At 63.1% G+C, this 11,992-nt stretch carries 10 protein-coding genes and 2 pseudogenes; 9 read left to right on the top strand and 3 right to left on the bottom strand.

Features of this window, described 5'->3' with window-relative positions:
• The 5 genes and pseudogenes from EOA36_RS37255 to EOA36_RS13320 all read left to right on the top strand — a co-directional run.
• Positions 1-597: pseudogene (locus EOA36_RS37255) on the top strand (P-type conjugative transfer protein TrbL); the annotation flags it as partial.
• 3 nt (positions 598-600) lie between these two features.
• Positions 601-1,290 carry a conjugal transfer protein TrbF gene (trbF, locus tag EOA36_RS13335; RefSeq protein ID WP_127278043.1) on the top strand — a complete coding sequence of 230 codons (690 nt, stop codon included), beginning with the start codon at positions 601-603 and terminating at the stop codon, positions 1,288-1,290.
• Positions 1,291-1,298: 8 nt separating this feature from the next.
• Entirely contained in the window at positions 1,299-2,348 is a 1,050-nt protein-coding gene (trbG, locus tag EOA36_RS13330) for a P-type conjugative transfer protein TrbG (RefSeq protein ID WP_245464342.1), read from the top strand.
• Positions 2,345-3,487, top strand: coding sequence for a TrbI/VirB10 family protein (locus EOA36_RS13325; protein ID WP_127278041.1), 1,143 nt, complete (start codon positions 2,345-2,347; stop codon positions 3,485-3,487). Before trbG ends, EOA36_RS13325 begins: the two co-directional genes overlap by 4 nt.
• A gap of 1 nt (position 3,488) precedes the next feature.
• Positions 3,489-3,713, top strand: a complete 225-nt coding sequence (locus tag EOA36_RS13320) for a DUF2274 domain-containing protein (RefSeq protein ID WP_127278040.1) — start codon at positions 3,489-3,491, stop codon at positions 3,711-3,713.
• Positions 3,714-3,723: 10 nt separating this feature from the next.
• Here EOA36_RS13320 and EOA36_RS13315 read toward each other — a convergent pair whose 3' ends face one another.
• Positions 3,724-4,419, bottom strand: coding sequence for a LysR family transcriptional regulator substrate-binding protein (locus EOA36_RS13315; RefSeq protein ID WP_281040054.1), 696 nt, complete (start codon positions 4,417-4,419; stop codon positions 3,724-3,726).
• A gap of 3 nt (positions 4,420-4,422) precedes the next feature.
• Here EOA36_RS13315 and EOA36_RS13310 point away from each other — a divergent pair.
• From EOA36_RS13310 to EOA36_RS13295, 4 genes are all read left to right on the top strand, one after another.
• Positions 4,423-5,371, top strand: a protein-coding gene (locus EOA36_RS13310; RefSeq protein WP_127278039.1) for an IS630 family transposase whose coding sequence is annotated in 2 segments (ribosomal slippage) — positions 4,423-4,758 and positions 4,760-5,371 — 948 coding nt in all. Because the reading frame shifts where the segments join, the coding sequence is not laid out codon by codon here.
• Between the two features lie 128 nt (positions 5,372-5,499).
• Positions 5,500-5,961: a cupin domain-containing protein gene (locus EOA36_RS13305; RefSeq protein WP_127278038.1), complete on the top strand. Its 462-nt coding sequence runs from the start codon at positions 5,500-5,502 to the stop codon at positions 5,959-5,961.
• 295 nt (positions 5,962-6,256) lie between these two features.
• The gene (locus EOA36_RS13300; RefSeq protein ID WP_127278037.1) at positions 6,257-6,649 is read left to right on the top strand and encodes a RidA family protein; all 393 of its coding nucleotides are present in this window, start codon (positions 6,257-6,259) and stop codon (positions 6,647-6,649) included.
• A gap of 223 nt (positions 6,650-6,872) precedes the next feature.
• Complete coding sequence (locus tag EOA36_RS13295) at positions 6,873-7,913, top strand: branched-chain amino acid ABC transporter substrate-binding protein (RefSeq protein ID WP_189343779.1); 1,041 nt, start codon at positions 6,873-6,875, stop codon at positions 7,911-7,913.
• A 95-nt stretch (positions 7,914-8,008) separates the two neighbouring features.
• Here the strand turns inward: EOA36_RS13295 and carB are convergent, their stop codons facing one another.
• Both carB and EOA36_RS13285 read right to left on the bottom strand, forming a co-directional pair.
• The gene (gene carB, locus EOA36_RS13290; protein ID WP_127278035.1) at positions 8,009-11,512 is read right to left on the bottom strand and encodes a carbamoyl-phosphate synthase large subunit; all 3,504 of its coding nucleotides are present in this window, start codon (positions 11,510-11,512) and stop codon (positions 8,009-8,011) included.
• 289 nt (positions 11,513-11,801) lie between these two features.
• Positions 11,802-11,992: pseudogene (locus EOA36_RS13285) on the bottom strand (integrase); the annotation flags it as partial.

Raw genomic sequence — 11,992 nt, 5'->3', positions numbered from 1 at the left:
CGCGGCCGCTCCACCCCGCATTGCAAGGGCGGTAGCACCACCGGCGACGAGCGCCGTGCCGCCGGCGGCACGGCGCTCGTCGCCGGTGGTGCTACCGCCCTTGCAATGCGGGGTGGAGCGGCCGCGTTCTCCGGAGCGGCTTCCACAGCGCGAGGCGGCTCGTTCCTCGCAGGCAGTGCATCGACTGCCTATACGCTCGGCTCCGCCGGCCAGGCGGGCGCCGTGGGTGTCGCCTCAGGGCTGAGCGGCGTTGCAAGCGCCGGCGTTTCGGCCGCCGCTTCGCCGCTTAAGCGCGCGGCCGCGCGCGCCATCCAGTCCCTGAATTCAAGCTTCGCTTCCGGCGCCAATTCTGCCTTCGAGGCCACCGGTGGATCATCGACCCTCGGAACGGTCGGAGGCGATCCCGGGTCTACCGGCGGTACGTCTTTCCGCGGCGGCAGCGAAGTCGCCGCCGCGGCAAGGAACCCGCCTGACTGGGCCAAACGCATGCAGCGATCTCAGCAACTCTCCCATGGCGTCCAGACGGCTGCCCACGCCGTGCGCGCCGGCGATGCCCATGGCAGCGGAACCTCCATTTCTCTCTCGGAAGGCAAGTGACCAATGAACATCTTTCGACGGCCCGCCGTTCACTACGGCAAGACACCGCAACCGGAGACGCCCTATCAAAGGGCAGCGCAGGTCTGGGACGAGCGCATTGGCTCCGCCCGCGTGCAGGCCAGGAATTGGCGCACCATGGCCTTCGGATCGATGATGCTCTCGGCGGGCCTCGCGGGCTCCCTTGTCTGGCAGTCAGGCCGAGGCACGGTGGTGCCGTGGGTGGTCCAGGTCGATGCGCTCGGACAGGCGCAGACGGTCGCGCCCGCGAACGCCGATTACAAGCCGACCGATCCGCAAATCGCGTGGCATCTCGCTCGCTTCATCGAGCAGGTCCGCTCAATCCCGGCCGATCCGATTATCGTGCGACAAAACTGGCTACGCGCCTATGAGTGGACCACTGACCAGGGCGCTATGGTGCTCAACGCCTATGCTCGCGGCAGTGAACCCTTCTCCAAGGTGGGCAAGCAGCAGGTCGCTGTCGAGGTCTCCTCCGTCATTCGCGCCTCACCGGATTCTTTTCGCGTCGCCTGGACCGAGCGTCGCTACGAAAACGGCAAGCTCTCCATCACCGAGCACTGGACCGCGATCCTGACGATCGTGGTCCAGCCGCCAAGCGACGCCGAACGGCTTCGGGCCAATCCGCTCGGTATCTATGTCAATGCCATCAATTGGTCGCGGGAGATGAGCCAATGAGCCGCGATATGCCTATCACCGCCATCCCGGCTCCCCGCGGGTGCCCACTCGCCGCGTTTTTGATTTCGGGGGCCTTGCTCACGGGCTGCGCCACGCCGCATAAGCCGCCGCAGATCGCCTATGACACCAACGTGCCGCCGTTGCCGTCTATTCCGGCTGTCACGATCGATCAGAGTCCGAAACCACTGCACGTTCCACCAGGCTGGGCGCCTTCGCGCGGTGGCGCCGCAGGCGACACACCGGCTGCGCGTGTCGAAAACGCAAACGCCGCCGCACGCGTCCAGCCGCGGCGCGAGGGCTATTACAATGCCATACAGGTCTATCCATGGAGCGAAGGGGCACTTTACCAGGTCTATGCGGCACCGGGGAAGATAGCGGACATCTCACTGGAGCCCGGAGAGAGCCTGACTGGCACAGGCCCAATCGCCGCGGGCGACACCGCGCGCTGGATCATCGGCGACACCGAAAGCGGGTCGGGCGTGACTCGGCGCGTCCATGTGCTGGTCAAGCCTTCGCGTCCCGACATCACCACCAATCTCGTCATCACCACCGACCGTCGCAGCTACATGATCGAACTGCGAGCGGACGAGAAGCTCTACATGCCTGCCGTGGCATGGGCATATCCGACCCAGCCCGGCAGCCGGCGACAGGCCGCTCCCGAGACACCGATCATCCCGGACGTCGCCGCGCGCAACTACCGCTATCGTCTTGCTGGTGACACACCGCCCTGGAAGCCCATCGCCGTCTATGACGATGGCCGACGCGTCTACGTCGAGTTTCCGCGCGGTATCGTACAGGGCGAGATGCCGCCGATCTTCGTCATCGGCCCGGACGGCGAGGCTGAGATCACCAACGGCCGGGTCTATCAAAACATCCTGATCGTCGACCGCTTGTTCGGCGCGGCCGAATTGCGTCTTGGGAGCGGCAAACGGCAACAGACTGTCAGGATCATCCGCATCGATGCGACGAGGACAAGCCGTCTATCGTGGATCCCGGGCTTGAGTGCCGCGCCGAAACGCAAGGTCGCACCGAGGCAAAGGGGAGGGGAGCAGTCATGAGCGACAACGAGCACGCCACCGCGCCGATGCGACTTCGCGCCGAGCCACCGCGCGTGACCCGCCTGTCGCGCAAGCTGCTTGCCGGCATCGGCTTCGTCGCGTCGCTTGGCATCGGCGGCGCGCTGATATACGCGCTTCAGACTCACGATAGAGACACGCAGGGTGAGGAGCTCTATTCGACCTCCAACCGCCAGCCGGCAGATGGCCTGGCTGGCCTGCCACGCGACTATACCGGCCCGATCCTTGGACCGCCGCTGCCCGGAGATCTCGGCCGCCCGATTCTCGAGGCGCAGAACAAGGGGCAGTCCGTCGTGCCGCCAATGATTGCGGCACCTAGCGTCGACGAGGCCGAACAACGCCGGCGAGACGAAGAGGAGGCCGCTCGAACATCGCAGGTCTTCTTCCAGGCTGCGGCGAGGGCCGGAGCCACAGCCGAACCGCCTGGCAATATCGCGACACCGAACCTTGCCGGTCTGGAACCTGCCGGACAGACGGCGCAGGATCGCCAACTTGCCTTCCTGAATGTGGCCGCCGACCGCCGCACCGTGGCGCCCGACCATGTCATGGCACCGGCATCGCCCTATGTGCTTCAGGCCGGGGCGGTTATCCCGGCAGCTCTCATCACCGGCATCCGTTCCGACCTGCCCGGTCAGATTACCGCTCAGGTGACCGAAAACATCTACGACAGTCCGACGGGAAGGGCGCTGCTTATCCCCCAAGGGACACGTGTCATCGGCGAATATGACAACGGTGTTGGGTTCGGGCAGCGCCGCGTATTGCTTGTCTGGAGCAGGCTGATCTTCCCCAATGGCCGCTCGATCGTTTTGGAGCGCCAGCCCGGCGCGAACGCGCAGGGTTATGCCGGCCTCGAGGATGGCGTCGACTATCACTGGGCCGAGTTGTTCAAGGCGGCTGCGCTTTCCACCATCCTCAGCGTAGGAGCGGAGGCGGGCTCGTCGGGCCAGGAAAGCGATATCCTGCATGCCTTGCGCAGCGGCGCTTCCGATAGCGTCAGCCAGGTCGGCCAGGAGATCGTCCAGCGTCAGCTCCAGATAGCGCCGACGCTCAACATTCGTCCGGGTTTCCCCGTGCGCGTTCTCGTTACCCGCGATCTCGTGCTCGAACCGTATGGAGGCTGAAATGGCTAAGCTGAAACTCGGCCCCATTGCCGACGACAAACCTGTCAAGGTTACGATCGAGCTCCCGGCTCCGCTGCATCGCGACCTGACCAGATATGCCGAGATCCTTGGACACGAAGCGGGGCAATCTTCCAGAGATCCATTACGCTTGATCGTGCCCATGCTTGAGCGCTTCATCGCGACGGATCGCGGCTTCGCGAAGGCGAAGCACGAGCGGAAGGATTAGTCCGGAGCTGTTAAGAGGGACGATCGGAGGTGCGAGCGGCGGCGTGTATCGGGAGAACGGTCGGTGCGCTTTTCGCCACCGGATGAAAGGCGGAGAGGATCGCCCCAAGGGAGACTTCCAACACGTTGGAAAAGACCCTGCCTTTCTGCCAGACCGCAACGTAGTGATAGAGTGCCGTGGGCTCCACCGGCTTTGCTTCCAGTTCGAACGCCGCATATTCGCGGGCGATGATTTCGTTGGTGATGGAAACGCCGAGACCGGCCGAGACGAAGCCGACCTCGTAACCATTGCAATCGTATTCCACCAGTATGTCCGGCTCGACCCCTGCGAAGCGCAGCGCGTTGAAGTTCATCTGATGCGACGCAAACTGAGGGTCGATGTCGACAATCTTTTCCCCCTCGAGGTCGTGCGCTTCGACACGTGACTTTGTTGAGAAACGGTGCTTGGGGTGGAAGATGCACACATTGCGCGCCGAGCCGATCGGTGCCCACTCAAACAGCCGGGGGTCCAGGGGCAGCCTCGAGATTCCGAGATCTGCCCGCCCCGACAGGATATGTTCACCCACCTGTTCGTAGTTTCCCGAAATTGATCGCACACTCGAAGCCGTTTTCGAACGGATAGAGCGGTTCCTGTTTTGAGAGAATCGTAGGATTCCCAAAGCAGCTGGTTTGTGATTCAAGATGCTGGCTGGATTGGAGGCCAGCATCTGATGACGCGAGCGCTTTCAAACGATCTTCGTGAGCGTGTTGTTGAAGCAGTTGGCGCAGGCGAGAATTGCCGTGCTGTGGCATCGCGCTTTGGCGTTGCGGTTTCCTCTGTAGTGAAGTGGTCGCAGCGTTACCGTGCCACCGGCTCGGTGGCGCCGGGCAAGATGGGCGGACATCGCAAGCGCGTTCTGGAGCCGCATCGGGCCTTCATTGTTGAACGGATCAATCAGACCTCTGAGCTGACGCTGCATCGGCTAAAGGACGAGTTGGATGCGCGTGGGATCAAGGTCTCGCACAACACGGTCTGGATGTTTCTGCGCCGCGAGGGCCTGAGCTTCAAAAAAAACGCTGTTCGCCCTTGAGCAGGCGCGCGCTGATGTTGCCCGCAGGCGTCAGCGATGGCGGTCCTGGCAGGGTGGCCTTGATCCGCAGTGCCTTGTCTTCATCGACGAGACCTGGATCAAGACCAACATGGCTCCGCTGCGCGGTTGGGGGCCGAAGGGCAAACGGCTGCGCGGTTTGGCTCCACACGGCCACTGGCGCACGCTGACCTTCCTCGGCGCACTGCGCTGGGATCGGCTCGCGGCTCCTTGCGTCTTCGACGGCCCGATCAACGGCCAATGCTTCCGTGCCTATGTCGAGCAGCAGCTCATCACGGTGCTGAAGCCCGGCGATATCGTCGTCATGGATAATCTGGGAAGTCATAAGTCGGCGGCCATCAGGCAGATGATCAAGGCCGCCGGCGCCAGACTTTGGTATCTGCCGCCCTACTCTCCGGACCTCAATCCGATTGAGCAGGCCTTCGCCAAGATCAAACACTGGATGCGCCAGGCTCAGAAACGCACCGTCGAGGAAACTTGGCGTCACATCGGCCACCTCGTCGAAACCATCGAGGCAGCCGAATGCAAGAACTACTTCGAAAACGCCGGATACGCTTCCGTCAAAACATGAAACGCTCTAGGATGACGAAGGTGGGGGTGTCAGGCGCTCTAGCCCCTGGCAAACCCCACACCCAACCTAGCCCTGTGCCCCCACCCGCCATGAATTAAACTGCCCGGCATCACCCTCGGGAGCACCCCATGCCCAAGATCGATCTCGCATCCGTGCCCGTCCGCAAAGGCTCCGGCTACCCCGCGCCCTTCGACGCCCCTTGCGCGACCTGCACGCGCCGGCGCCTCGGCGATGCCGGCGGGCTCACCGATTTCGGCGTCAACCTGATGACCTTGCCGCCAGGCGGCCGGTCGAGCCAGCGCCACTGGCACAGCCATGAGGACGAGCTCGTCTATGTGCTGGAGGGCGAACTGGTGCTGGTCGAGGATGGCGGCGAGACGCTGCTCAGGGCCGGCGACAGTGCTGCCTTCGCCAAAAACAGCGGCAACGGCCACCATATGATCAACCGCTCGGCGACGACGGCTGTTTACCTCGAGGTCGGCTCGCGCAATCCGGACGACGTCATCACCTGCGACATCGACATGATGAGCCCGAGTTCCGATGGGCGGTTTTTGCACAATGATGGAACGCCGTATCCGGGGCAGGGGTGAACCCCGGGGGCGGCGCGCGACGCGGGCCTTCCTTCTCCCCTTGTGGGAGAAGGTGGATTGCCGCGAAGCGGCAAGACGGATGAGGGGTGTTCCGGCTTGGCGCCACGTTCATGCCGGGCAGCACCTCAGGGTGAAAACGGACGAAACCAGCAACGTCTCGTTCCTTCACGCACCCCTCATCCGTCTCGGCGCTTCGCGCCGATCCACCTTCTCCCACAAGGGGAGAAGGAAGAACGGCGCTGGCGTTCCGTCGTCGCCGCGCTAAGCTCCCCGCGAAACCCCAGGGAGCACACCCATGAAGAAACAAGTCATCGAAGTACCCGTCATGTCGGACAAGGTACGCTCACTCGGCCTGCCTTGTTCGACGGCGGTGAAGGCCAACGGCTTCGTGTTCATCTCGGCGACGCCGCCGGTGGACATGGTGACCGGCGAGATGGTGCGCGGCGACATCGAGGTCCAGACCGAGGCGTCGCTGAAAGCGCTGAAACACTGCCTGGAAGCGGCCGGCACCTCGCTGGAGAATGTCGTGATGGTGCGCATCTACGCCGTCAATTCCGGCTTCTACAACGTGATAAACAGGGTGTATGCCCGGTATTTCAGCGAGAACCCGCCGGCACGGAGTTTCGTGCCGGTGGCGTCATGGCCGATGGAGTTCGATATCGAGATTGAGTGCGTGGCGGTGGGGTGAGGGGCGCACTACAAGATTCCGTTCGCTGCGGCGGAGACCTTCAATTTGCTGAAAGCGCATGTTATCTTTCTCTTTTGGAAGGCTACTTTCTAAATACCTTTCTGGGGCGGAAATGCGTAGTTTTTGGCTTGGGCTTCCTCGGCTTTTTACAATATTGGCCTTGGGCCTGTTGGCGGCGTCAACGGCTCCTCAATCAGCGGCCGCGGCTTGCCCTGATATTCCCATGGCCGTGGCCGGCCCCATGACGGGAGATTGGGCCGTTTACGGCGAGGAAATGCGCCGTGGCGCTCAACTCGCAGCAGACGACATCAATGCCAAAGGTGGGATTGGGGGATGCAAGATAGCGCTTGTCGTCCTTGATGATCAGGGCACCCCGGATACCGCCATCGGCATTGCCAAGGCATTTGCTAGGGACAGAGTTCGCTTTGTTGTTGGCCACTACAATTCAGGGTCTTCAATTCCAGCTTCGCAAATTTACGCCAAGAACAATACTTTGATGGTCAGTCCAGCATCCACAAATCCCGGGCTTACCGAATTCAAGCTCTGGAATGTTGTTCGCACAGCGGGGCGTGACGATGTTCAAGGGACGTTTGCCGGCGAATACATGGCGGATCATTTCGCAGCTCGGAATCTGGCCATCGTAAGTGATGGTACGCCCTATGGAGACGGCTTGGCGAACAAGGCCCGGAAGGCGCTGCGAGCAAAGGGGCATCCTGAAAAGCTGGCTATCAAGGTTAGATATGATCAGACCAATTTTGGAGACCTGATCGGCAAAATGAAAGCCGCGAAGATCGACGTTGCGTTCTTTGCCGGGTTGGGGGACCAGTTGGGTCGGCTTATTCGTCAAAGTGACGAGGCTGATATGCACCTGCAATTCATCTCCGGTGACGGAGCCATGGTCAAGGGTCTGACTGGCTTGGCCGGGCCGGCTGTTCAGGGGACCCTGATCGTGTTTTCCCCCGAGGACCGGTCCAATCCAGCTGCAAAGGATGTGGTTGCGCGTTTTCGCTCTCAGGGGTTCGAGCCCGAGGCTTATACGTTGAAGTCCTATGCCGCCGTCCAGGTCATCGCCGGAGGTATCGAGATGGCAGGAGTCCAAGCGCCGAGGCTCGTCGCCGCCGCCATAAAATCAGGCAAGCCGATTTCGACCGTATTGGGCGATCTGACGTTCGACGCGAAAGGCGATCGGCGCCAGCCTGATGTGGCGATGTATGTCTGGACGAAACAGGCGAACGGTGGCCTGTCGTTGGAGCCGATGAAATAGGGCCGCTTGGCAGTCCCAACTTGAGATGTGAGCGCTGCCCCTCATCCGCCTGCCGGCACCTTCTCCCCGTGAACGGGGAGAAGAGAGCTAATCGCCTAAGCAAAATACTCCTGCAGCGGCCTGACCTCCAGGCTCCCAGCCTTCAACGCCGCGATCGCCTCCGCCACGGCCGCTGCGCCCGACAGCGTCGTGTAATACGGCACCTTCTGCATCAGCGTTGCCCTGCGTAGCGACTTCGAGTCCGACACCGCCTTCTGGCCGTCCGTGGTGTTGAAGACGATCTGGACCTGGCGGTTGCGGATGGCGTCCTCGATGTGGGGGCGGCCTTCGAGCACCTTGTTGATCTTTTCGGCGACCACGCCGTTTTCGGCGAGGAAGCGGGCGGTGCCCGAGGTGGCCAGCACCTTGAAGCCGAGGCCGGCCAGGCGCTTGACCGCCGGCAATATGCCTTTCTTGTCCTCGTCGCGCACCGAGACGAACAGCGTGCCGGAGCGCGGCAGGTCGACGCCGGCGCCGAGCTGGCTCTTGGCGAAGGCGAGCGCGAAGTCGCGGTCGAGGCCCATGACCTCGCCGGTCGAGCGCATTTCCGGGCCGAGCAATATGTCGACGCCGGGGAAGCGGGCGAAGGGGAAGACGGCTTCCTTGACCGCGATGTGGCCGGGATTCCTGGGGTCGGGCATGGCGCCGTAATGGGAGAAGGCGTCTTCCAGCGTCTCGCCGGCCATGATGCGGGCGGCGATCTTGGCGATGGGCCGGCCGATGGTCTTGGCGACGAAGGGCACGGTGCGCGATGCCCGCGGGTTGACCTCCAGCACATAGACCGTGCCGTCCTTGATCGCGTACTGCACGTTCATCAGCCCGCCGACATTGAGCGCGCGGGCGAGCGCCGCCGTCTGGCGCTCCAGCTCGTCAACCAATTCCGAAGGCAGCGAGTGAACGGGGAGCGAGCACGCCGAGTCGCCGGAATGGATGCCGGCTTCCTCGATGTGTTCGAGAATGCCCGACACGAAGGTCGCCTTGCCGTCGCAGAGACAGTCGACGTCGACCTCGATGGCACCCGAGAGATAGGTGTCGAACAGCAGCGGGTTCTTGCCGAGCAGCGTGTTGATCTGGCCGGTCTTGTCGTTGGGGTATTTCTGCTTGATATCCTCCGGCACCAGGCCGGGCACGGTGTCGAGCAGATAGGTCTGCAGCATGCCTTCGTTGTAGATGATCTGCATGGCGCGGCCGCCAAGCACATAGGAGGGGCGCACCACCAGGGGGAAGCCGAGCTCGCCGGCGACGGTGCGGGCCTGCTCGACCGAATAGGCGATGCCGTTCTTCGGCTGACTGAGGTTGAGCTTGTGCAGGAGTTTCTGGAAACGGTCCCGGTCTTCGGCCAGATCGATCATGTCGGGCGAGGTGCCGAGGATCGGGATGCCCGCCTTCTCCAGCGCATCCGCCAGCTTCAGCGGCGTCTGGCCGCCGAACTGGACGATGACGCCGATCAGTTCGCCCGAGGCCTGCTCGGCGCGCAGGATCTCCAGCACGTCCTCCGCCGTGAGCGGCTCGAAATAGAGCCGGTCCGAAGTGTCGTAGTCGGTCGAGACGGTTTCGGGGTTGCAGTTGATCATGATCGCTTCATAGCCGGCGTCGCGCAGCGCGAAGGCCGCGTGGCAGCAGCAATAGTCGAACTCGATGCCCTGGCCGATGCGGTTCGGCCCGCCGCCGAGGATGACGACCTTCTTGCGCGCAGAGACCTGCGCCTCGTTGGCGAGCGCGCCGGCGAAAGGCACTTCATAGGTCGAATACATGTAGGCGGTCGGCGAGGCGAACTCGGCGGCGCAAGTGTCGATGCGCTTATAAACCGGATGAACGTCGAGCTTTTCACGAATCTTCTGAACGACTTCGGCGTCGGTCTTCGTCAGCGACGCGAGGCGGGCGTCGGAGAAGCCCATGGCTTTCAGCATGCGCAGATTGACGGCGTCCTCAGGAATGCCGTGCTCGCGGATGCGGGCCTCCATGGCGAGAATGCCGGCGATCTGTTCGAGGAACCACGGGTCGATCTTGCACATGGCGTGCACGTCTTCCAGCGAGGTGCCCATGCGGATCGCCTGCGCCACCATGCGCAGCCGGTCCGGCGTCGGGGTGCCCAATGCGGCGCGGATGGCGTTGCGGTCGTCGGCGTGGTTGGCCGCCACGGCGCCGTGGCCGAGGCCGGGGATCTCGATCTCGTCGAGGCCGGTGAGGCCGGTTTCCAGTCCGCGCAGCGCCTTCTGCAGCGATTCCTGGAAAGTGCGGCCGATGGCCATGACTTCGCCGACCGACTTCATGGCGGTGGTCAGCACCGGCTCTGCGCCGGGGAACTTTTCGAAGGCAAAGCGCGGGATCTTCGTCACGACATAATCGATCGACGGCTCGAACGAAGCCGGCGTCGCGCCGCCGGTGATGTCGTTCTCCAACTCGTCCAGCGTGTAGCCGACGGCGAGCTTGGCGGCGATCTTGGCGATCGGGAAACCGGTCGCCTTGGAGGCAAGCGCGGACGAGCGCGAGACGCGCGGGTTCATCTCGATGACGACGAGGCGGCCATCGGCCGGGTTGACGGCGAACTGCACGTTGGAGCCGCCGGTCTCGACGCCGATCTCGCGCAGCACCGCGATCGAGGCGTTGCGCATCATCTGGTATTCTTTGTCAGTGAGCGTGAGGGCAGGGGCGACGGTGATGGAATCGCCCGTATGCACGCCCATCGGGTCGATGTTCTCGATCGAGCAGACGATGATGCAATTGTCCGCTCTGTCGCGGACGACCTCCATCTCATACTCCTTCCAGCCGAGCACGCTTTCCTCGATCAGCACTTCGGTGGTCGGCGAGGCATCGAGGCCGGACTGGACGATGTCGTAGAATTCGGCCCTGTTGTAGGCGATGCCGCCGCCGGTGCCGCCCATGGTGAAGGAGGGGCGGATGATGGCGGGAAGGCCGACATGGTCGAGCGCCTGGGCGGCGATCGCCATGCCATGGCTGATGTAGCGCTGCTTGCGGTCGCCTTCGCCGAGGTTCCAGCGGGTTTCCAGCGCATCGAGCGCGGCGTCGAGATTGTCGGGCTTTTCGGCCTTCAGCGCGGCGCGCTCGGCTTCGTGCGTCTTGCGGTCGGCGTTCTTGACGTCGGTGGCGTTGGCCAGCATCGACTTCGGCGTTTCGAGCCCGATCGTCTTCATCGCCTCGCGAAACAGAGCGCGGTCCTCGGCCTTGTCGATGGCATGGGCGTCGGCGCCGATCATCTCGACATTGTAGCGCTCGAGCACGCCCATGCGGCGCAGCGACAGCGCGGTGTTGAGCGCGGTCTGGCCGCCCATGGTCGGCAGCAGCGCGTCGGGCCGTTCCTTGGCGATGATCTTGGCCACGACCTCGGGGGTGATCGGCTCGATATAGGTGGCGTCGGCCAGTTCCGGGTCGGTCATGATGGTGGCCGGATTGGAATTGACCAGGATGACGCGGAAGCCTTCTTCCTTCAGCGCCTTGCAGGCCTGGGTGCCGGAATAATCGAACTCGCAGGCCTGGCCGATGACGATGGGGCCGGCCCCGATGATCAGGATCGACTTGATGTCGGTGCGTCTGGGCATGTCTGTGAATTCCGTTCGGCAGCGGGCTTGCACAAAAAACCGGGACGGGAAGACCCGGCCGGTTGTGCTCGCGATTCTGGTATCAGGCTAGGAGGGCCTTATAGGGAAGAGTTTTGCCCGATGTAACCCCGAAAATGCGGGTTTGTGTGGGGTTTTACGGCCGGGGCAAAGGCGTTGGGTTTGAATTGGTACCTTGCGGGGCGTTTGCGCTGCCCCTCACCTGCCTGCCGGTGTCCAGCCGATAGATGGGTAACAGATTGAACCGGATACATAGGTAACAGTTCTCCCCCTATGCATCCGCCGCAGCGCCAAGCGGTTTGGTTGGCGCGGCGCTGCGGCGGACGAGCTTCATACGTCTGGTGTCGATGATGCCAAGCGGATAATCATGGAAGGTAAGTGCCCATTGGCCGTCCTCGGCTTCGGTGGCCGCGACGGCTTCGCCGGCCAGTGATTGCGAGACATAGACGAAGCCGCCATTCC

Origin of the sequence: Mesorhizobium sp. M8A.F.Ca.ET.021.01.1.1 (assembly GCF_003998025.1) — a bacterium.
Taxonomy (GTDB): Bacteria; Pseudomonadota; Alphaproteobacteria; order Rhizobiales; family Rhizobiaceae; genus Mesorhizobium.
Note: the sequence above shows the minus strand (reverse complement) of the source record. Positions and strands in the feature narration are given on the sequence as shown.

What these genes read in the sequence shown, in the direction of transcription:
- EOA36_RS13300 (WP_127278037.1), top strand. Translation starts at nt 6,257, where the DNA reads ATGAAGAAACAAGTCATCGAAGTACCCGTCATGTCGGACAAGGTACGC.
- EOA36_RS13315 (WP_281040054.1), bottom strand. Translation starts at nt 4,419, where the DNA reads ATGCTGGCCTCCAATCCAGCCAGCATCTTGAATCACAAACCAGCTGCT.
- EOA36_RS13295 (WP_189343779.1), top strand. Translation starts at nt 6,873, where the DNA reads ATGGCCGTGGCCGGCCCCATGACGGGAGATTGGGCCGTTTACGGCGAG.
- carB (WP_127278035.1), bottom strand. Translation starts at nt 11,512, where the DNA reads ATGCCCAGACGCACCGACATCAAGTCGATCCTGATCATCGGGGCCGGC.
- trbF (WP_127278043.1), top strand. Translation starts at nt 601, where the DNA reads ATGAACATCTTTCGACGGCCCGCCGTTCACTACGGCAAGACACCGCAA.
- EOA36_RS13305 (WP_127278038.1), top strand. Translation starts at nt 5,500, where the DNA reads ATGCCCAAGATCGATCTCGCATCCGTGCCCGTCCGCAAAGGCTCCGGC.
- EOA36_RS13325 (WP_127278041.1), top strand. Translation starts at nt 2,345, where the DNA reads ATGAGCGACAACGAGCACGCCACCGCGCCGATGCGACTTCGCGCCGAG.
- EOA36_RS13320 (WP_127278040.1), top strand. Translation starts at nt 3,489, where the DNA reads ATGGCTAAGCTGAAACTCGGCCCCATTGCCGACGACAAACCTGTCAAG.
- trbG (WP_245464342.1), top strand. Translation starts at nt 1,299, where the DNA reads ATGCCTATCACCGCCATCCCGGCTCCCCGCGGGTGCCCACTCGCCGCG.